The 19,151-nt window shown below is 66.4% G+C and carries 18 protein-coding genes and 1 riboswitch; of the genes, 13 read left to right on the forward strand and 5 right to left on the reverse strand.

The genetic code is table 11. From position 1 onward, the window contains the following. Nucleotides 1-73: 73 nt before the first annotated feature. The 7 genes from JF52_RS0102300 (at nt 74) to JF52_RS0102330 (ending at nt 5,658) form a co-directional block, all read left to right on the forward strand. A complete protein-coding gene (locus JF52_RS0102300) occupies nt 74-640 on the forward strand; it encodes a GNAT family N-acetyltransferase (protein ID WP_033104874.1) in 567 nt (188 codons plus the stop codon). Nucleotides 641-694: 54 nt separating this feature from the next. After that, nucleotides 695-1,558 carry an Fpg/Nei family DNA glycosylase gene (locus JF52_RS0102305; protein WP_033104875.1) on the forward strand — a complete coding sequence of 288 codons (864 nt, stop codon included), beginning with the start codon at nt 695-697 and terminating at the stop codon, nt 1,556-1,558. A 75-nt stretch (nt 1,559-1,633) separates the two neighbouring features. Continuing rightward, a riboswitch (FMN riboswitch) is annotated at nt 1,634-1,782 on the forward strand. 51 nt (nt 1,783-1,833) lie between these two features. Next, entirely contained in the window at nt 1,834-2,868 is a 1,035-nt protein-coding gene (ribD, locus tag JF52_RS0102310) for a bifunctional diaminohydroxyphosphoribosylaminopyrimidine deaminase/5-amino-6-(5-phosphoribosylamino)uracil reductase RibD (protein WP_033104876.1), read from the forward strand. Next, nucleotides 2,868-3,512: a riboflavin synthase gene (locus tag JF52_RS0102315; RefSeq protein WP_033104877.1), complete on the forward strand. Its 645-nt coding sequence runs from the start codon at nt 2,868-2,870 to the stop codon at nt 3,510-3,512. The genes ribD and JF52_RS0102315 overlap by 1 nt, the downstream gene beginning before the upstream one ends. Further along, nucleotides 3,509-4,783: a bifunctional 3,4-dihydroxy-2-butanone-4-phosphate synthase/GTP cyclohydrolase II gene (locus JF52_RS0102320; RefSeq protein ID WP_033104878.1), complete on the forward strand. Its 1,275-nt coding sequence runs from the start codon at nt 3,509-3,511 to the stop codon at nt 4,781-4,783. Before JF52_RS0102315 ends, JF52_RS0102320 begins: the two co-directional genes overlap by 4 nt. After that, nucleotides 4,780-5,256, forward strand: a complete 477-nt coding sequence (gene ribH / locus JF52_RS0102325; protein ID WP_033104879.1) for a 6,7-dimethyl-8-ribityllumazine synthase — start codon at nt 4,780-4,782, stop codon at nt 5,254-5,256. The genes JF52_RS0102320 and ribH overlap by 4 nt, the downstream gene beginning before the upstream one ends. 48 nt (nt 5,257-5,304) lie before the next feature. Further along, nucleotides 5,305-5,658, forward strand: a complete 354-nt coding sequence (locus JF52_RS0102330) for a hypothetical protein (protein ID WP_033104880.1) — start codon at nt 5,305-5,307, stop codon at nt 5,656-5,658. 7 nt (nt 5,659-5,665) lie between these two features. On the opposite strand, the gene JF52_RS0102335 is transcribed toward JF52_RS0102330, so the two are convergent. After that, on the reverse strand, nt 5,666-6,655 hold the full coding sequence (locus tag JF52_RS0102335; protein WP_084595486.1) for a LacI family DNA-binding transcriptional regulator: 990 nt from the start codon (nt 6,653-6,655) through the stop codon (nt 5,666-5,668). Nucleotides 6,656-6,810: 155 nt separating this feature from the next. Between JF52_RS0102335 and JF52_RS0102340 the strand changes: the two genes are divergently transcribed. The 5 genes from JF52_RS0102340 to JF52_RS0102360 all read left to right on the forward strand — a co-directional run bounded on the left by JF52_RS0102340 (nt 6,811) and on the right by JF52_RS0102360 (nt 13,333). Then, nucleotides 6,811-7,728, forward strand: coding sequence for a carbohydrate ABC transporter permease (locus tag JF52_RS0102340; RefSeq protein ID WP_033104881.1), 918 nt, complete (start codon nt 6,811-6,813; stop codon nt 7,726-7,728). 46 nt (nt 7,729-7,774) lie between these two features. Further along, nucleotides 7,775-8,620: a carbohydrate ABC transporter permease gene (locus JF52_RS0102345; RefSeq protein WP_033106207.1), complete on the forward strand. Its 846-nt coding sequence runs from the start codon at nt 7,775-7,777 to the stop codon at nt 8,618-8,620. Nucleotides 8,621-8,684: 64 nt separating this feature from the next. Next, nucleotides 8,685-10,037 (forward strand): ABC transporter substrate-binding protein, encoded by a 1,353-nt coding sequence (locus JF52_RS0102350; RefSeq protein ID WP_033104882.1) that lies wholly within the window; start codon nt 8,685-8,687, stop codon nt 10,035-10,037. Between the two features lie 59 nt (nt 10,038-10,096). Continuing rightward, nucleotides 10,097-11,857, forward strand: a complete 1,761-nt coding sequence (locus JF52_RS0102355; RefSeq protein ID WP_033104883.1) for a glycoside hydrolase family 35 protein — start codon at nt 10,097-10,099, stop codon at nt 11,855-11,857. Nucleotides 11,858-11,950: 93 nt separating this feature from the next. After that, a complete protein-coding gene (locus JF52_RS0102360) occupies nt 11,951-13,333 on the forward strand; it encodes an MFS transporter (protein ID WP_033106208.1) in 1,383 nt (460 codons plus the stop codon). A 64-nt stretch (nt 13,334-13,397) separates the two neighbouring features. Here the strand turns inward: JF52_RS0102360 and JF52_RS0102365 are convergent, their stop codons facing one another. The 4 genes from JF52_RS0102365 to JF52_RS0102380 form a co-directional block, all read right to left on the reverse strand. Beyond that, entirely contained in the window at nt 13,398-14,426 is a 1,029-nt protein-coding gene (locus JF52_RS0102365) for a S66 family peptidase (protein WP_033104884.1), read from the reverse strand. Nucleotides 14,427-14,610: 184 nt separating this feature from the next. Continuing rightward, on the reverse strand, nt 14,611-14,994 hold the full coding sequence (locus tag JF52_RS0102370) for a hypothetical protein (RefSeq protein ID WP_033104885.1): 384 nt from the start codon (nt 14,992-14,994) through the stop codon (nt 14,611-14,613). Next, nucleotides 14,994-15,473, reverse strand: coding sequence for a hypothetical protein (locus tag JF52_RS0102375; protein WP_033104886.1), 480 nt, complete (start codon nt 15,471-15,473; stop codon nt 14,994-14,996). The genes JF52_RS0102370 and JF52_RS0102375 overlap by 1 nt, the downstream gene beginning before the upstream one ends. 107 nt (nt 15,474-15,580) lie before the next feature. After that, a complete protein-coding gene (locus JF52_RS0102380) occupies nt 15,581-16,849 on the reverse strand; it encodes an IS110 family RNA-guided transposase (protein WP_033104887.1) in 1,269 nt (422 codons plus the stop codon). A gap of 386 nt (nt 16,850-17,235) precedes the next feature. On the opposite strand from JF52_RS0102380, the gene JF52_RS0102385 reads away from it, so the two are divergent. Continuing rightward, nucleotides 17,236-19,134: an ABC transporter ATP-binding protein gene (locus tag JF52_RS0102385; protein ID WP_033104888.1), complete on the forward strand. Its 1,899-nt coding sequence runs from the start codon at nt 17,236-17,238 to the stop codon at nt 19,132-19,134. Nucleotides 19,135-19,151 lie beyond the last annotated feature (17 nt).

The following is a 19,151-nucleotide window of genomic DNA, read 5'->3' on the forward strand; positions in this document are numbered from 1 at the left end:
ACGAGTGTAATGCGCGCCTCGGACATTGAGCCGGGGCGTCTTCCGTGCGAACGGCACGCCATAGGATTCCGGGATGGAACCCGTGACCCTTCACACCGACCGCCTCGTGCTCCGCGCGCCGACGCCAGCCGACATCGACGCGATCACGGCCGCGTGCCAGGACCCCGAGATCCCGCGTTGGACGACCGTTCCGAGTCCGTACACGCGTGAGCACGGTGAAGGCTTCGTGAAGCTGGTCGCCGAGTGGTGGGAAGACGGCAGCCAGGCGGTCTGGGGCATCTTCCACGACGGCGTGCTCGTCGGAGTCGTGGGCCTGCATCACATCACGCCACACTCCAGCGGCGGGTCGACCGAGCTCGGCTACTGGGCGACCGCGCATGCCCGCGGGCAGGGATTCATGGTCGAGGCGTGTCGCGTGGTGATCGATTGGGCGTTCGCCGAGCTGGATCTCGCCCGCATCCGCTGGCAGGCCGTCGCCGGGAACGTGCCATCCGCCCGCACCGCGCGTGCTCTGGGCTTCCGCTACGAAGGGCTCCAGCGGCAAGCGCTCACGAGCCCGCGCGGCCGCGACGACGGCTGGGTCGCAGGGTTGCTTCCCACCGACGACCGCACCCCTGTCGAGTGGTCCGTTCTGGCGTGAGGCGGATTCTCACCAGCTGCTGCGCGTGTCGGATGCGGGTGGCAGGATGGGCGCATGCCGGAGATGCCTGAGGTGCAGGGGCTGGTCGCGTTTCTCGGCGAGCGCGCGGTCGGTCGAACGATCACGCGCACGAGCGTGGGCAACATCGCCGCATTGAAGACGTTCGATCCTCCGAACAACGCTCTGCACGGGGCCGAGATCACGGCATCCGCGCGCCACGGCAAGTTCATCGTCCTCTCCTGCGGTGACGACCTGCACCTCGTGTTCCATCTCGCGAAGGCCGGGTGGCTGCGATGGTACGAGATGCTTCCGACGACGCTCATCAAGCCGGGGAAGTCCCCGATCGCGCTGCGCGTCGCGTTGAACGACGACAGCGGCTTCGATCTCACGGAAGCCGGAACGAAGAAGTCGCTGGCGGTCTATGTGGTGCGCGATCCTGAAGAGGTGCCAGGCATCGCTCGGCTCGGACCCGATCCGCTCGAGGATTCATTCGACCGCGCCGCGTTCGCCGCGCTGCTGGAAGGTCGGCGGATGCAGATCAAGGGGCTGCTGCGCGATCAATCCGTCATCGCCGGCATCGGTAATGCCTACTCCGACGAGATCCTGCACGCCGCACGCATGTCGCCGTATGCGATCGCCGGCAAACTCGACGAAGCCGAGGTCGATCGCCTGTTCACCGCGATGCGCACGACGTTGACGGATGCCGTGGCCGAAGCATCCGGAAAACCACCCGCCGACCTCAAAGACGCCAAACGCCGAGGGATGCAGGTGCACGCGCGGCGAGGAGAACCCTGCCCGGTCTGCGGCGACACTGTGCGCAGCGTGTTCTTCGCCGACAGATCGATGGAGTACTGCCCCACCTGCCAGACCGGCGGCAAGCCGCTCGCCGATCGGCGGCTGTCGCGGCTGCTGAAATGATCCTTCGACAGGCTCAGGAATCGTAGGACCGTCACGGAATGAAATGCGTGTGAATGCGTTGAGTACACTGGGCATAAACGTGCTCCGGGGTCGGTGTGAATCCGAACCGGCGGTGACAGTCCGCGAGCGTCGAGGGAAACCGAGATGCCGATCCGGTGGAATTCCGGTACCGACGGTGATGTGAGAAAGACTTCTCACTAGTCCGGAAGGGAGGCAGCACGATGCGTGAGAGCGCGCCGTCTGTCATCCCCGGAGCGAGAGCAGAAGGACGACGGATGGCAGTGCACGAGGCGGAACGCCACGCGATGACGCGTGCGCTCGAACTCGCAGCACGCGGACCCCGAGGGGCCAACCCTCAGGTCGGCGCCGTGATCCTCTCCCCCGAAGGCGAGATCCTCGCAGAGGGCTGGCACCACGGAGCGGGCACCCCGCACGCCGAAGTCGATGCGTTGTCGAAGCTCCATGGCGACGCCGCCGGCGGCGCGACCGCCGTCGTCACCCTCGAGCCCTGCAACCACACCGGTCGCACCGGTCCTTGCGCCGTCGCACTCATCGACGCCGGCATCTCACGTGTGATCTACGCCCTCGACGACCCGGGCGCCGCCTCCGGCGGCGGTGCCGAGCGACTGCGCGGCGCCGGTGTCGAGGTCGAGGCCGGCGAACAGGCCGACGACGCCAGGTCGCTGATATCCGACTGGCTGACCGCGCAGCGCCTCGGACGTCCGCACATCACCGTGAAGTGGGCGCAGAGCCTCGATGGCCGCGCTGCAGCGGCCGATGGCACGAGCCAGTGGATCACCGGGCCCGCCGCTCGTGCCGATGTGCATCGTCGTCGGTCCGCGGCCGACGCGATCATCGTCGGCACCGGCACCGTGCTCGCGGACGACCCTGCACTCACCGCACGCGATGGAGACAGGCTGTACGAGCACCAGCCGATCCCCGTGGTGATCGGCTCACGCGAGACGCCGGCGGATGCCGCGGTGCGCCGCCACCCGCACGAGGCGGTGTTCTACGGCACCCGTGACCTGCACGTCGTGGTTGCGGATCTGCACGACCGCGGCATCCAGACCGCCTTCATCGAGGGCGGTCCGACACTCGCCAGCGCGTTCATCGCCGCCGGCCTCGCGGATCGGGTGCTCGCCTACGTCGCACCGGTGCTGCTGGGCGGCGACCGCGTCGCGCTCACAGACATCGGCGTGCCGACGATCGATGCCGCGCGTCGCCTGACCATCGAGGAATGGGTGCCGCTCGGTGCCGATCTGCTCGCCGTCGCGCATTTCACAGAATCGCAGAACGAGGGAGTCCGCTGATGTTCACCGGAATCATCGAAGAGATCGGCGAGATCACCGCCATCACGCCGGCCGGCGACGGATGGCGCCTGACCGTGCGTGCGCCCAAGGCCGCACTCGACGCCGTCCACGGCGAATCGATCGCCGTCTCTGGAGTCTGCCTTACCGTGGTCGGCTCGACCCCTGACACGTTCGACGCCGATGTCATGAAGCAGACGCTCGACGTGTCGGCTCTTGCGACAGCATCCGTCGGCACGCGCGTCAACATCGAGAAGGCGATGCCCGTCGGTGCCCGGCTGGGCGGCCACATCGTGCAAGGGCACATCGACGGAGTCGGCGCGGTCGTCGACGTCCGTCCCGGTGACGCCTGGAGCGTACTGCGCATCGGCCTGCCAGCCGACCTCGCACCTCTCGTCGTCGACAAGGGCTCCATCTCCGTCGATGGCACCTCGTTGACGGTCAGCGCCGTGAGCGACCCTTCGACAGGCTCAGGGTCCGCCGCTGAGGCGTGGTTCGAGATCTCGCTCATCCCTGAGACTCTCGTCGCCACCACACTCGGCTCCCGTGCCGTCGGCGATCGCGTCAATCTTGAAACCGACATCCTCGCCCGGCATGTGGAGCGCCTGCTCGCGTTCCGGGCTTCATCGGAAGGAGGCTCGCGATGAGCCTTGCCACCATCGAAGAAGCTCTCGAGTCGCTGCGCGCCGGCCGCCCGGTCATCGTCGCCGACGACGAGAACCGTGAGAACGAGGGCGACGTGATCCTCTCTGCGGAACTCGCGACCCCCGAATGGGTCGCGTGGACCGTGCGCTGGTCGTCCGGATTCATCTGCGCACCGATGCCGGCCGATCTCGCCGACAGCTTGAACCTGCCGCCCATGGTGGAGGCCAACGAAGACGCCCGCTCGACCGCGTACACGGTCAGTGTGGATGCCGCAGAGGGCGTCACGACGGGAATCAGCGCGTCCGATCGCGCACGCACGCTCAACGTGCTCGCGGACCCGGCATCCACCTCCACGAGTGTCATCCGCCCCGGCCACGTGCTTCCGCTGCGCGCCGTCGACGGCGGTGTGCGAGAGCGCGGCGGACACACCGAAGCTGCCGTCGATCTGATGAAGCTCGCAGGGCTCCAGCCCGTCGGCGCGATCGCAGAGGTCGTCGCCGAAGACGGCAGCATGATGCGCCTGCCAGGTCTGAAAGATCTCGGCGCGCGTGACGGTGTGCCGGTGATCACGATCGAGCAGCTGATCGCGCACCTCAACGAGATCGACCCGCTGGACGGTCCGGTGCAGCCTTCGCGCGCCGGCAAACGTCGCGTGAGTCTGCGAGCGGACGCCACGGTGCCCACCGATCACGGCACCTTCCGCTTCCTCGCCTACAAGGACCGCGTGACGGGCACCGATCACATCGCGGTGGTCTCGGGTGAACTCGAAGAGACGGCTCTGGTGCGGGTACACTCCGAGTGCCTGACCGGCGAGGCGTTCGGATCGCTCAAGTGCGAATGCGGCCCGCAGCTCGACGCGGCTCTGGATGCGATCGAGAAGCAGGGCGGCGTCGTCATCTACATGCGTGGTCACGAGGGTCGCGGCATCGGTCTCATCAACAAGCTGCGCGCCTACAGCCTGCAGGAGGAGGGGCTCGACACCGTCGACGCCAACCTGGCTCTCGGCCTGCCTGCAGATGCCCGCGAATACGCGGCTGCGGGCGGCATCCTGAGCGATCTCGGTGTCTCGAAGGTGCGTCTGCTGACCAACAACACCGACAAGGTGAAGCAGTTGCGCGAACTCGGTCTCGATGTCATCGAGCAGGTGCCGTTGATCGTCGGCGTCGGCCCGAACAACCACCAGTATCTGGAGACCAAGCGCGACCGCATGGGCCACATCATCGGCGAAGCCGAGCTGGCCGAGGCACTCGCACACGGAAAGAACAAGGCATGAGCGGCGCAGGGGCCCCCGCACCCGGCGAACCGATCGACGCGACGGGGTTGGACGTCGTCATCATCGCCGGCACCTGGCACGAGGTGATCACGAACGGCATGATCGCCGGCGCCGAGCGCGTGCTCAACGCCGCGAACGCGACGCATCGGCTGGTGCGCGTGCCAGGGTCGTTCGAGCTGGCAGTGGCTGCGCAGGCCGCCTTCGCCGGCGGAGCGGATGCCGTGGTCGCTCTCGGCGTCATCATCCGCGGTGGCACTCCCCATTTCGAGTACGTGTCGTCTGCGACGACCGACGGTCTCACCCGGGTGGCACTGGATGCCGGCAAGCCCGTCGGTTTCGGAGTGCTCACGGTCGACGACGAGCAGCAGGGGCTGGATCGCGCCGGCATCGAGGGCTCCAAGGAGGACAAGGGCGCTGAGGCGGCGGATGCTGCGCTGCGCACAGCCCTGGTCATCCGTGCGCTGCGCGACTGAGGCTCGCCTTCCTGGCGGCAGCGCACGCGCACGGCTAGCGTGTCGGGCATGGAGACTCTGCGCCTGATCGTCGTTTTCATCCACCTCATCGGCTTCGCCGTGCTGTTCGGCGCGTGGGCGGTGCAGGCCTTCGGCGGAAAGCGGCAGGTCACCAGGATCATGGACTGGGGCCTCGGCATCGCGGGCCTGGCGGGCCTCGCACTCGCCGCCCCGTGGGGCATCTCCTACGACCTCGACTACGTCAAGATCGGCGTGAAGCTCGTCGTGCTGCTCATCATCGGCGCGATGATCGGTATCGGATCCGCTCGGCAGAAGCGCGGTGAGGCTGTGCCTTCAGCGGTGTTCGGGCTGATCGGTCTGCTCACTCTCGCCAACGCCGGCATGGGCGTGCTCTGGCGCTGACACGCGCCTAGCGCGACACATGCGGAGGCGCGGTGCTCTCCCGTACGACGAGTTCGGTGCCGACCAGCGGGGTCTGAACGTGCTCTCCGCTGTCGAGCTCTGCGAGCAGAGCGTCCACGGCCAGTGCGCCGACCTTCTCCGGGTGCTGCTGCACGGTCGTCAACGGCGGCCACAGCTGCGCAGCATCCGGCAACCCGTCGAAGCCGACGACGCTGACGTCTGCGGGGATGTCCCGCCCGCTCTCGCGGAAGGCGCGAACCACTCCGATCGCCATCTGGTCGTTCGCGGCGAAGACCGCGGTGACCGACGCGATCGCGCGCAAGCGCACACCTGCCTGATATCCGGAGGCCGCTGACCAGTCTCCCGAGATCACCTCCGGGATCTCCCTGCCGCGCGACTCGAGCGTCGCCCGCCACGATTCGCGTCGCCGTTCGGCTGAGTACGACTTCGCAGGTCCCGTGACGTGCCACACCGTCTCGTGGCCGAGATCGAGCAGGTGCTCGGTCGCCAGCCGCGCGCCCTGTGCCTGGTCGGTGTCGACGAACGGATGGCTCGTGCCGCGGTTCGAGTCGACGAACACCACCGGCAGCCCGTGCGGCATCTCGACCTCGGCCTCATCGAGCTGATGCGCCTCGATCACGATGATGATGCCGTCGACGGCGTGCTCCTCGATCCTGCGGAACGCACCGGCCACCGTCTCGCGCGCGCTCGACTCCACTGGGATCAGTGTCAGCGCGTATCCCATCGCCGCGGCCCTCACGGCGATCGCATCGAGTGTGCGCTGATTGCCGTATGAGCTGAACGAGAACATGATGACGCCGATGGCGCGGAACCGCCCGGAGCGCAGTGCCCTGGCGGCGCTGTTCGGACGATATCCGAGGCTCTGCATCGCCTGCTCGACACGCGTCCTCGTGTCGGCGCCGACGTATCCGCGCGCGTTGACGACTCGCGAGACCGTCTGACCCGAGACACCCGCCTCACGCGCGACGTCCTCCATGGACGGCTCTCTCCGCCGTTGCGGTCCGGGTGATGACTCAGAGGACACGATGATCAATCCGTTCATGTGTTGACGTTGACACACTAGCAGTCGATCGCATATGTTGACGTTGACACATCGCGCTGCATGCGCACTATCAAGAGAAGGTCTCGTCGATGACGACTGATTTCACTGCGACGCTCGGAAGCACAGGCATCCGGCGCCGTGAGAAGCGCGACTGGAAGGGATGGGCCTTCGTCGGCCCGTTCATGGTCGTGTTCGCCCTCGTGTTCCTCACCCCGCTCGCCTACGCGATGTACTTGAGCTTCTTCCAGGAGAAGCTCATCGGCGGCACGGCGTTCGTGGGGCTCGACAACTACGTCCGCGCCCTCACCGACTCGCAGTTCTGGGAAGCGTTCGGACGCGTCCTGATCTTCCTCGTCATCCAGGTGCCGATCATGCTCGTGCTCGCCCTCGGAGCAGCGCTCGCACTCGACAGCGCGAGGCTCCGCGGCGCCTCGTTCTTCCGCATCCTGATCTTCCTGCCGTATGCGGTTCCTGCCGTCGTCGCCGTGCTGATGTGGGGGTACATCTACGGCGACCAGTTCGGGCTCACGGCGAATTTCAACGACTTCCTCGGGTTCGATGCGCTGACGCCGTTCGCGAAGGAATGGATGCTGGTCTCGATCGGCAACATCGTCACGTGGGAGTTCGTCGGCTACAACATGCTGATCTTCTACTCCTCGCTCAAGACCATCCCCACCGACATGTACGAGGCCGCCTCACTCGACGGCGCCGGCGCGTGGCGCACGATCTTCTCGATCAAGATCCCGTCCGTGCGCGGCGCTCTCGTGATCGCCAGCATCTTCTCGATCATCGGCAGCTTCCAGCTCTTCAACGAACCCAACATCCTGCGCCCTCTCGCCCCGAACGTGATCACCACGTATTTCACGCCCAACATGTACGCGTACAACCTGTCGTTCGCGGGCCAGCAGTTCAATTACGCCGCAACGATCGCGATCATCATGGGCATCATCACCGCCGTGATCGCCTACGTCGTGCAGCTGCGCGGCTCGAAGACGGAGGTGCGCTGAGATGGCGCTCGCATTCAACCGTCAGGCGACCAAGCGCCACGACCCGATGAACCCGCGCAAGTCGAACACGTTGCTGATCGTCATGGTCATTTACGCCCTGTACACGCTGGTGCCCTTGGTCTGGTTGCTGTTCAGCTCGACCAAGACCCAGGCCGGCCTGTTCTCCTCCTTCGGCCTGTGGTTCTCCGACGACTTCGCGTTCTTCGACAACCTCGCGGCCACGTTCTCGTACCGCGACGGGATCTTCCTGCGCTGGCTCGGCAACACGCTGCTCTACGTCGTGGTCGGCGCGGGAGGCGCGACCCTGCTCGCGACGATGGCCGGATACGGACTCGCCAAGTATCGCTTCCCAGGTCGTCGTGCGGTCTTCGCCGTCGTCCTCGGAGCAGTGGCAGTGCCGGGCACCGCTCTCGCCGTGCCGACGTTCCTGCTCTTCAGCGAACTCGGCCTGACGAACACTCCGTGGGCGGTGATCATCCCCTCGCTCATCAGCCCCTTCGGCCTGTACCTCATCTGGGTGTTCGCGACGGAATCCGTGCCCACCGAACTGCTGGAAGCCGCCCGCATCGACGGCGCAGGCGAGTTCCGCACCTTCTTCACCATCTCGATGCGCCTGCTCGCCCCCGGCATCGTCACGGTCGCGCTGTTCACGGTCGTCGCGACGTGGAACAACTACTTCCTGCCGCTGATCATGCTCTCCGACCCGGACTGGTACCCGCTGACCGTCGGACTCAACCAGTGGAGCAACCAGGCCATCGGCGCGGGCTCTCAGCCCATCTACAACCTCGTGATCATGGGCTCGCTGCTCACGATCATCCCGATCGTGATCGCATTCCTGCTCCTGCAGCGCTTCTGGCAGTCCGGGCTCACCGCCGGAAGCGTCAAGCAGTAGTGCTGATCCCCCACGCCCGCACCACCCAGAACATCACCAGCACCACCCCGAAAGGAACACAGCAATGAAGCACATTCCCTCCGCTGCGACCCGCCGTGCACTCACGGCACTCGCAGCAGGAACAGTGGCCGCGATCGCACTGGCAGGCTGCGGCGCCGGCGCCGGCGGCTCGGACAGCACCGGCGACGGATCATTCGACTCGATCGAAGCCGCCCTCGAAACCGGCGGCGAGATCACGTACTGGTCCTGGACCCCGTCGGCTGAGGCGCAGGTCGCCGCGTTCGAGAAGGCCTATCCGAACGTGAAGGTCAACCTCGTCAACGCGGGCACCAACAACGAGGAGTACACCAAGCTGCAGAACGCCATCAAGGCGGGATCCGGCGCGCCGGATGTCGTGCAGGTCGAGTACTACGCCTTCCCGCAGTTCGCCCTCACCGATGCGTTCGTCGATCTCTCCCAGTACGGCTTCGGCGACTTCGAGGACGACTACACGGCATCCACCTGGAACTCCGTCACCGACGGCGACGCCATCTACGGCCTTCCGCAGGACTCCGGCCCCATGGCGCTGTTCTACAACAAGACCGTCTTCGACGCGGCCGGCGTCGCCGTGCCGACCACGTGGGACGAGTACTACGAGGCGGCCAAGGCCATCCACGCCGCAGACCCGAACGCGTACATCACCAACGACATCGGCGACGCCGGCTTCGCCACCAGCATGATCTGGCAGGCCGGCGGGCAGCCGTTCGCGACCTCCGGAACCGACGTCACGCTCGACCTTCAGGACGAGGGTTCGAAGAAGTGGGCCGACAACTGGAATCGGCTGGTCCAGGAGGACCTGCTCGCCCCGTACGGCAGCTGGAGCGATGAGTGGTTCCGCGGTCTCGGCGACGGCAGTCTCGCCACGCTCGTGATCGGCGCCTGGATGCCGGGCAACCTGATCTCCGGTGCGCCGGACGGCTCCGGCGACTGGCGCGTCGCGCCGATGCCGACCTACGACGGCACCGCGGCGACTGCCGAGAACGGCGGCGGCGGACAGGCCGTCACGAAGCAGAGCGAGAACGCCGAGCTGGCAGCCGGCTTCCTGTGGTGGCTGAACAACAGCGACGAGAGCATCTCGACGTTCCTCGAGTCGGGTGGCTTCCCGTCGACGACGGCCGAGCTCTCGAGCGAGGAGTTCCTCAGCGACGCGCCGGAGTACTTCGGCGGACAGAAGATCAACGAAGTGCTCGCCGCCGCGGCGGACGACGTGGTCGAAGGCTGGAACTACCTGCCCTACCAGGTGTACGCGAACAGCATCTTCGGCGACACCGTCGGTCAGTCGTACCAGAACGGCACGGACCTCAATGAAGGTCTCACTGCCTGGCAGGACGCGCTGGCCGAGTACGGCGACAGCCAGGGCTTCAGCGTCAACAAGTGACCGCAATCGGGCCGGGCGGGCTCTATCCCGCCCGGCCCCATTCATCGAAAGCGCAGTACGTGAGCACCTTCTCCATCGGCGACACCGACTTCCTCCGTGACGGCCGGGCGCACCAGATCATCTCCGGAGCCATCCATTACTTCCGCGTGCATCCGGATCAGTGGCGCGACCGCATCCGCAAGGCCCGGCTGATGGGCCTGAACACGATCGAGACCTATGTCGCCTGGAACGCGCATGAACCGCGCCGTGGCGAGTGGAACGCCACGGGCTGGAACGACCTCGGGCGCTTTCTCGACCTCGTGCGGGAAGAGGGCATGGATGCGATCGTCCGCCCTGGGCCGTACATATGCGCAGAATGGCATAACGGCGGACTTCCCACCTGGCTGGCGGCGGATGAGACCACGCTGCGCACCTCCGACCCCGACTACCTCGCCGACGTCACCGACTATCTCCGACGCGTGTATGAGATCGTCGCCCCTCGGCAGATCCAGCGCGGAGGCCCGGTCGTCCTCGTGCAGATCGAGAACGAGTACGGCGCATACGGATCCGACAAGGCGTACCTGGAAGAACTCGTTCGCGTCACGCAGAGCTCCGGCATCACCGTGCCCCTGACCACTGTCGACCAGCCGGTCGACCAGATGCTCGCAGACGGCAGCCTCGCAGGCCTCCACCGCACCGGCTCCTTCGGCTCCCGCGTTCCCGAACGCCTCGCCACGCTCCGCCGGCATCAGGCGACCGGTCCGCTCATGTGCTCGGAGTTCTGGGACGGCTGGTTCGACTGGTGGGGCGGCATCCATCACACCACCGAGGTCGCCGCCAGCGCCGACGACCTCGACGCGCTGCTGAGCGCCGGGGCGTCCGTAAATATCTACATGTTCCACGGCGGCACGAACTTCGGCCTCACCAACGGCGCGAATCACAAGGGCCGCTACCTTCCTCTCGTGACGTCGTACGACTACGACGCCCCGCTGGACGAGGCCGGCAATCCGACAGAGAAGTACTACGCGCTGCGCGATGTGATCGCGAAGCACGCACCAGTGCCGGACGAGCTGCCGGAGGCGGGCTCTCCCGCGCCGTCGTTCACCGTGCCGCTGCAGCACGCCGGCCCCTGGTCGGATGCCGGCACCACCGCCGCGCCGTCCTCCTCCGCCGAGTGCCCGGCCACCTTCGACGAGCTCGGGCACCTGAGCGCGCTCGTGCGTTACGACGTCGAGCTGCCAGAGTTCCACGCACCGGCGATGCTGACCGTCGACGACATCCGCGACCTCGCCTGGGTGAGCGTGGACGGCCGGAGCGTCGGCACCCTCGCCCGCACGCGCCACGATCACGCCGTCTCGATCCCACCGGGGCGCACCCTCAGCATCCTCGTCGAGGATCAGGGACGCGTGAACTACGGCGACCGTCTCGGGGAGGAGAAGGGCCTCATCGGCGTACCGCTTCTCGACGGCGAGCCGCTTCGCAATTGGCGCTCGATGCCCCTGGACGTCGCGGCGATCGCCGACACGGTCGCAGCCGGCGACACGGCGACGTCCACGGACTCGGATGCCGCCGAGGCTCCGTCCGCGTGGATCGGCGACTTCGATCTGCGAGCCGAATCCGATCTGTTCCTCGACACCGCAGGCTGGGGCAAGGGGTACGCGTTCGTGAACGGGTTCTTCCTCGGCCGGTACTGGCGCAACGGACCGCAGCGCTCGCTCTACGTCCCTGCCCCCGTGACGCGCCGAGGAAGCAACCGGGTCGTCGTGCTCGAGCTCGAGCATCTGCTGACCGCTCACGCGCAGTTCCTCCCCGGCCTCGCACTCGGCGACCACGAAGAATGACGCGCTGCCTCGAGATCGCACAGCAGACGTTCAGGGAGGCGTAAACTCCCCCGGGTGCTCCTTCCCCACGAGCACGACGAACGCCAGGAGATCATGAGTACCGTAGTGAAACCCGCCAACCCCCGCTCCCGGGTCATCCTCGCGAGCCTCGTCGGCACGACCATCGAGTTCTACGACTTCTACGCGTACGCGACAGCCGCCGTCCTCGTCTTCCCGGTCCTGTTCTTCCCCAGTGACAACGCCACGGCGTCGCTGCTGGCATCATTCGCCGTCTTCGGCGCGGCGATGGTCGCGCGTCCGATCGGCGCGATGGTCTTCGGCCACTTCGGCGACAAGTACGGCCGTAAAGCGACGCTCGTGGCCTCGCTGCTCACGATGGGCATCGCGACGTTCGTGATCGGACTGCTGCCGACGTTCCAGCAGATCGGCTGGGTGGCGCCGCTGCTGCTGCTCATCCTGCGTCTCGCTCAGGGATTCGCTCTCGGTGGTGAGTGGTCCGGTGCCGCACTCGTCGCGACCGAGAACGCACCGAAGGGCAAGCGCGCCTGGTACGGCTCGTTCCCGCAGCTGGGCGCTCCACTCGGCTTCATCATCGCGAACTTCATCTTCCTCGGCATCAACTGGGCGCTCCCGCACGGCGAGAACCCGTCTCTGCAGTCCGAGGCCTTCCTCGCCTGGGGCTGGCGCATTCCGTTCCTGTTCTCGGCGGTGATGGTCATCATCGGCTTGTGGGTACGGCTCAAGCTCGTGGAATCCGACACGTTCAAGCGCGCCGAGCAGAAGGGCGTCATCCGCAAGATGCCGCTTGCCACCGTGTTCCGCCACCATTGGAAGCACCTCATCCTCGGCACGTTCATCATGCTGGCCACGTACGTGCTGTTCTACCTGATGACGAACTTCACGCTCGCATACGGCACGGCCTCGACCGACGCCGATGTGCCGGGAGCGGGCTTCGGGTACACCGACTTCGTGCTCATGCAGATCGTCGGCGTCGTCTTCTTCGGTATCTTCACGCTGCTCTCCGGCCCTGTCGCCGACGCGATCGGACGCCGGAAGCTGCTGCTGTGGGTCACGGGAGCGATCATCGTCTTCGGTCTCACCTTCAACGTGTTCCTGATGCCGCAGCTCGATCCGCAGTTCACCGGTGCGCTCACACAGGCGTTCCTGGTGTTCGGCTTCATGCTGATGGGGATCACGTTCGGGCCGATGGGTGCGATGCTGCCCGAGCTGTTCCCGACGAATGTGCGCTATTCCGGTTCCGCCATCGCCTACAACGTCTCCTCGATCCTCGGTGCAGCGATCGCGCCTCTCATCGCCCTGAAGCTCTGGGAGTTCGCGGCGGGCGAGCCGTGGCTCGTCGGACTGTACCTGTCGGCGATGGGCGTGCTCACCTTCGTCGCGTTGATCCTGACGAAGGAGACGAAGGACAACGACTACGACGACGACCTCGGGCTCGCTGCCGCCGTCGAACTGTAGCGTGATTTCGCCGGGCTCGACGTGGAGGTATTCGATCCTTTCGAGGAGGAATGAAAGGTCGTGATCAGCGGTAGTCCGCGGTGACAGTGCGGCGGATGCCGTCGAGAACGAGGCGCCCGCCGTATGGCACGATCCACTGCGGGCGAGTGTGCCCGAAGGGCACGCCGACGCAGATCACGGCATCCGGGTTGTAACGCCCGACGGTCTCGATCACGACGTCGCGCTGGGCATCACGCAGCGCCTGCGCTTCCTCCGCCGAGGGGTGAAAGTCGAAGTCGCTCACCGGCGGCCGCGCGACGACCACGCCTGATATGGCGGCCAGGATGCCGCGCTCCCCCAGTCCGCGCAACCAGCGCGCGACCCAGCTCGCGGGAGGGCGTTCTTCGCTCGTCTCGAGGAGCAGTATTGCGCCGTCGAGATCGGATGCCGCGGGCAGACGATCCGCCATCGCAAGTCCGTCGATCACTTCGAGGCACCCGCCCCAGGTGCGCCCCTCGACACGGCGCTCGGGGCCGGCCCACGTCCAGGGCGTCGTCGGCACCCGATCGCCATACTCCGTGAGGGCGCGAGGATCCTCCCACCGACGTCCGACGTCTTCGGACTCACCCGGCTCGGTCAGCGCGATCTCGCCGCCGTCCAGCAGCGCCGCGCGCAGTGAACGCAGGTGGATGTCGTCGACCACGGGGCCAGGGCCGAGGTGCACTGCGGTCGAACCGCCGTAGTAGCCGGCGACGCCGTGCTGCCACAGCCAGTTCAGGATGTTCGTGTTGTCGCTGTAGCCGATGAACGGTTTGGGGTCGGCCTGCGCGAGCGCAGCATCCAGATGCGGGACGACGAGGATCTGATCGTCGCCGCCGATGGTCGCTAGGATCGCGCGGATTCTTGGATCAGCGAAGGCCGCATTGACATCGGCTGCTCGTGCCTCTGGGGTCGCGTCAAGAAGGCGCGTCGTCGGGTACTCGACCGGGACGAGGCCAGTCAGGTCTGTGATCCTGCGCAGCGCCTGCTCGTGCAACACGGGAGCGACGGCAGGGGCGGCGAAGGACGGGGACAGGACGGCGACGTGGTCACCGGGGACGAGCTTCGAAGGCATCCCACCATTGTGTCCGAAGCCCCGGTCGCAGCATCCCACAAGCGTCGATCGATGTTGACAGATACTCCTGGCAGGCGATCGCCAGCGCTCTCGGCGTGACGAAGCAGGCCACCCATCGTAGGTTCGGGCGACACTGACCGGCGCGGACGAGGGAGCGGTGAAACAGCCCGCGCATCCCGCGTGGCTATCTCGTCGACTCCCGTGCGCCTTTCCTGGTGCCACGCCGCCGCAGCCAGATTGCACTCGTGATGATCAGAGGTAGTTGGGTGAGTCCATATACGACGTGAAAGGCATAGTGGGTGAACGATTGATCGGGGTAGAACGGAAGAATCGACAGCGGCAGTACCGTGACGATCGCGCCCACAAGGTTCAGAAGTCCCCACGCCAGCAGCGCCCACGTGGCACCCCATCGCAGCGGCGTCGACCACAAGACGACGAGCGCGCCAGTGATGAGCAGCGGAATGAGCGACTCCGTGCTCATGATCGTCTGACCGGGCAGGTCGGCGAGATTGTGGATGAACAGGCCGACCCATCCGAGGATCGCGAATGCCGGCACCAACAGAGCCATCAGTTCAACTCCGACGCGCTGGCGACGACTGATACGCCGATCGCGAGCAGCGCGACAAGATTGGTTGCGGTTCGGATTCCGAAGAACCGCTCCCAACGGGTACGTGTGGTGCGCCAGTCAGCAGGTGGTGCGTCGGGTGACCAGTGCGCCATGCTTCGATTGATCGGCAGGTCACCACGCAGAATCGCGAGGAGGGTCACCACGAGCGCGATCAGCGCGACGGCGTCGGCGACCGCGCTGATCATGGCGCCCGTCAGAACCGCGGCGAAGAGCGCCGCGGTGGTCACCGCAAGGCACGCGAGCATGAGCGGTTTCGCGAGCCGAGGCGCTGTGCGATCGACAGCATGCTTCACGGGAACGTACACACGTACTTCCATCGACCGCAGGACGGGGTTCAGCACGAAGAGGCCGGTGGCATGTACGCCAAGGAGGAGCGCGACGAGCACGAGTGCAGTGAGGGGGAGAGCGAACGTCACCATACTCGGCTCCTTTTCGATACAAGCGACGTGTATCTAATCCGAAAATGGATGGTGACTGGGCAGGCCGAAGGCTCCCGGCGGAGCCGGGATTGCATGTGACGTGGGGTTCAGGCGGCGGGTTGTAGGGTGACGTGGTAGCCGAGAGCTTCGAGCTGGCGGACGTGGACGCGTTTGACTGTCTCGGTGTTCACGTGCCGGTCGTGGTGGTCCGGCCCCAGGTCGATGTAGCGGGCGTCGGTGTCGTTCAGAAGATGCCAGATGATGACGAGGATGGATCTCCCGACGGCGACGAGAGCCTTCTTCCTCCCGCGGCGTCGGGCCAGGCGTCGGTAGCGAGCGCCGAGGAACGTGTTCGTCTTGCTGGCGCTTATCGCTGCTTCGCCGAGGGCTCGTGCGAGGTAGCGGTTGCCGTGCCCGGTGGCGCCGTTGCCCATGGTCTTCCCCGCTGAACTCTTCACTCCGGGGGCGAACTTCGCCCAGGACGTCAAATGTCCGGGGGTGGGGAACCGGGTCATATCGACCCCGATCTCGGCGATGATGATCGCGGCCGCTGTTGCCCCGACGCCGGGGATCTCATCGAGCCGGGCGGCCGCGTCACCGAAAGGGACCAGGTGCTCGCCGATCTGCTCATCGACGGCGGCGATATCGGCGTTGATCTGATCGATGCGGCTCAGCATCCGCGCGAGCAGGAACCGGTGATGCTCGTCGAAGTGGCCGGTGAACGCGTCCTCCAGCGCGGGGATCTTCCTGCGCATGCTGGACCGGGCCATCTGGGCGAGGACTCTCGGGTCTTGCTCCCCGGCGATCAGAGCCGCCATCATCTCCCGCCCGGAAACCCCGAAGATGTCGGACGCGACGACGGAGAGTTTGATGCAGGCGTCTTCGAGGAGCTTCTCGACCCGGTTCTTCTCCGCGCCCCGTGAGCCGACCAGATCGATCCGGTACCGGGTCAGATCCCGCAGCCGACGGATCGGACGCGGGGGCACGAAACTTGGCCGCAGCATCTGCCGTTCCGCGACTCTGCAGAGCCAGACCGCATCCAGCACGTCGGTCTTCGGGCGGCCAGGCAGGTGCTTGACGTCTTTCGCGTTGACCAGCCACGGCTCCAGGCCGTGTGCTTCCAGCAGGTAAAACGGTGGCCGCCAGTAGTCGCTGGTCGCTTCCATCACCACCCGCTCGATGCCTAACTCCACCAGCCGGTTTGCCAGCTCGGTCAACGACCGGGTCATCGTCGAATGCGTCGTGACTTCCTGCACCCGCCGCTTGCCGCCGGCGGGTGAGGGTAATCGGACGCAGCAGACCACTTCGGCCTTGCCGATATCCAACGCCGCGACCCGCTGGATGATCTGCTCGTCATCTTCAGACTGCGCAAACACTGTTCTCACTTCCCATCGATCGGTGCTTCCATGAAGCGACCGCCCGAGGGAACCACGGGGAGGAACAGCGAATCTAATCCTCGTGCTCGACCGCTTTACAGCGGCTGGCGACAGTGAAAGTGCCCATCACGTGGTGCCCACCGTCCGGCTAATCGACGGCCTCAAGGGACCATAGAGACAACGACGTCAACCGGGCGGCCGCACCCCATTTTCAGCCCCGAACAGGCACCCCGACAAGGGGCACCCAGGCTAATCGTGAGGATGGGTGATGCGCCGGTTGTTGTCAAGGCCTCCCTGGGGAGATGTTCTGCACGTTGTGCGCCGTACGACGATCAAGGAGGAAGTACGGTCGTAGTACTCCCCTTTTCTTCAGATCGAGGTCTCACATGTCTCGTACGGCGACCGAACGCCGACGCGGACGCAGCGCGCCACAGGACGGCCCGCGCGCCACGTTCCGCCAGTTGCTCCCCTTCCTGTTCGAGCACAAGAAGACGCTGATCGTCGTCGCGATCCTCAGCGTGTTCGGCGCTGCGACCTCGCTCGTGCAACCTCTTCTGGTCGGGCAGGTCATCGCGGCCGTGCAGGCGAATGAGACGCTGGGAATCCTCGTATGGCTGCTGGTCGGCTTCGTGCTCATCTCATCGGTGATCTCCGGCTACCAGCACTATCTGCTGCAGCGCACCGGCACCGCGGTCGTGCACTCCAGCCGCCGTCAGCTCATCGCCCGCATCCTGCATCTGCCGATCCGCGAGTTCGACGCACGTCGCACCGGCGATCTCGTCTCGCGCGTCGGCACCGACACGACGCTCCTCTACGCCGTGCTCACGCAAGGACTCGCGGATGCCGTCGGCAGCGCGATCCTGTTCCTCGGTGCGCTGATCGCGATGCTGATCATCGACCCGATCCTGCTGCTGCTGATCGTCGTGGTCATCGGCATCTCGCTCGCCGTCGTCGTGATGCTGAGCGGCCGCATCCGCACGGCATCCAGCGCGCAGCAGGTCAAGGTGGGAGAGCTCGCCTCTGCGGTCGAACGAGCGGTGGGGTCGATCCGCACCGTGCGTGCCTCCGGTGCCACCGAGCGCGAGGCGGAATCCGTGTCGTCGCTGGCCGGCGAGGCATACGGCCTCGGAGTGCGCATCGCGAAGGTCTCTGCACTGGTCGTCCCGATCTCCGGCATCGCCCTGCAGTTGTCACTGCTCGCCGTGCTGGGCGTCGGCGGCTTCCGCGTCGCGGCCGGCGCGATCACGATCGCCTCGCTCATCACGTTCGTGATGTTCCTGTTCATGCTGATCATGCCGCTCGCGACGACGTTCGGCGCCATCACCTCGGTCAACCAGGCGCTCGGCGCGCTGGGACGCATCCAGGAGGTGCTCGACCTTCCGACCGAGGATCAGGAGGATGCCGCGATCGCCGCGTCCGTCGAGTCGGGCGCTGAGCCTGTCGGAACGTCGTCTCCCGCTATCGCGTTCCATGACGTGCGGTTCCGCTACCCCGACGCCGTGGTCGCCGCGCGCGTGGCGGCGGCGACAGAGGCCCGCACTGTGCTGGTCGACGCGCATCTCGAGCCCGAGGCGCAGGAGAAGGATGCCGAGCAGCCGGCCGACCGCGACGTCCTTCGAGGCGTGTCGTTCGCGGTGCCGCGCGGATCACGCGTCGCGCTCGTCGGCCCGAGCGGGGCGGGAAAGAGCACCGTCCTGTCGTTGATCGAGCGGTTCTACGACCCGACCGGCGGCTCGATCCGCCTCGACGGTCACGACATCCGCACCTATCCTCGAGCCGACCTCCGCGCGCAGTTCGGCTACGTCGAGCAGGATGCGCCGACGCTTGCGGGCACGCTCGCCGACAACCTGCGGCTCGCCTCGCCGGACGCCACCGATGCCGACTGCGAGCGCGTGCTGCGCGCCGTGAATCTGGGCGACGTGCTCGAACGCGGCACCCTGGGACTTCAGACCCCGGTCGGCGAGGACGGCGTGATGCTCTCCGGCGGTGAGCGTCAGCGACTCGCGATCGCCAGGGCCCTTCTCACCGAGGCGCCGATCCTGCTGCTCGATGAATCGACCTCCTCGCTCGACGGCGTGAACGAGCAGCGCATGCGCGACGCGATCGACGCCGTCTCCGCCGACCGCACGCTCATCGTGATCGCGCACCGACTGTCGACCGTCGTCGACAGCGACCTGATCGTCGTGCTGCAGAACGGCGAAGTGGTGGGTCAGGGCACGCACTCAGAGCTCATCGAGCAGGTACCGCTGTACCGCGATCTCGCCCGCCACCAGCTGCTGGTCTAGCGCGGTCTGGCGCCGCG

It is taken from the genome of Microbacterium profundi, assembly GCF_000763375.1.
GTDB classification, from domain to species: Bacteria; Actinomycetota; Actinomycetes; order Actinomycetales; family Microbacteriaceae; genus Microbacterium; species Microbacterium profundi.

Coding starts and splice junctions, on each gene's coding strand:
- JF52_RS0102340 (WP_033104881.1), top strand. CDS start 6,811: ATGACGACTGATTTCACTGCGACGCTCGGAAGCACAGGCATCCGGCGC.
- JF52_RS0102300 (WP_033104874.1), top strand. CDS start 74: ATGGAACCCGTGACCCTTCACACCGACCGCCTCGTGCTCCGCGCGCCG.
- JF52_RS0102385 (WP_033104888.1), top strand. CDS start 17,236: ATGTCTCGTACGGCGACCGAACGCCGACGCGGACGCAGCGCGCCACAG.
- JF52_RS0102365 (WP_033104884.1), bottom strand. CDS start 14,426: ATGCCTTCGAAGCTCGTCCCCGGTGACCACGTCGCCGTCCTGTCCCCG.
- JF52_RS0102370 (WP_033104885.1), bottom strand. CDS start 14,994: ATGGCTCTGTTGGTGCCGGCATTCGCGATCCTCGGATGGGTCGGCCTG.
- JF52_RS0102305 (WP_033104875.1), top strand. CDS start 695: ATGCCGGAGATGCCTGAGGTGCAGGGGCTGGTCGCGTTTCTCGGCGAG.
- JF52_RS0102375 (WP_033104886.1), bottom strand. CDS start 15,473: ATGGTGACGTTCGCTCTCCCCCTCACTGCACTCGTGCTCGTCGCGCTC.
- JF52_RS0102315 (WP_033104877.1), top strand. CDS start 2,868: ATGTTCACCGGAATCATCGAAGAGATCGGCGAGATCACCGCCATCACG.
- JF52_RS0102360 (WP_033106208.1), top strand. CDS start 11,951: ATGAGTACCGTAGTGAAACCCGCCAACCCCCGCTCCCGGGTCATCCTC.
- JF52_RS0102335 (WP_084595486.1), bottom strand. CDS start 6,655: ATGGAGGACGTCGCGCGTGAGGCGGGTGTCTCGGGTCAGACGGTCTCG.
- JF52_RS0102330 (WP_033104880.1), top strand. CDS start 5,305: ATGGAGACTCTGCGCCTGATCGTCGTTTTCATCCACCTCATCGGCTTC.
- JF52_RS0102320 (WP_033104878.1), top strand. CDS start 3,509: ATGAGCCTTGCCACCATCGAAGAAGCTCTCGAGTCGCTGCGCGCCGGC.
- ribH (WP_033104879.1), top strand. CDS start 4,780: ATGAGCGGCGCAGGGGCCCCCGCACCCGGCGAACCGATCGACGCGACG.
- JF52_RS0102350 (WP_033104882.1), top strand. CDS start 8,685: ATGAAGCACATTCCCTCCGCTGCGACCCGCCGTGCACTCACGGCACTC.
- ribD (WP_033104876.1), top strand. CDS start 1,834: ATGGCAGTGCACGAGGCGGAACGCCACGCGATGACGCGTGCGCTCGAA.
- JF52_RS0102345 (WP_033106207.1), top strand. CDS start 7,775: ATGAACCCGCGCAAGTCGAACACGTTGCTGATCGTCATGGTCATTTAC.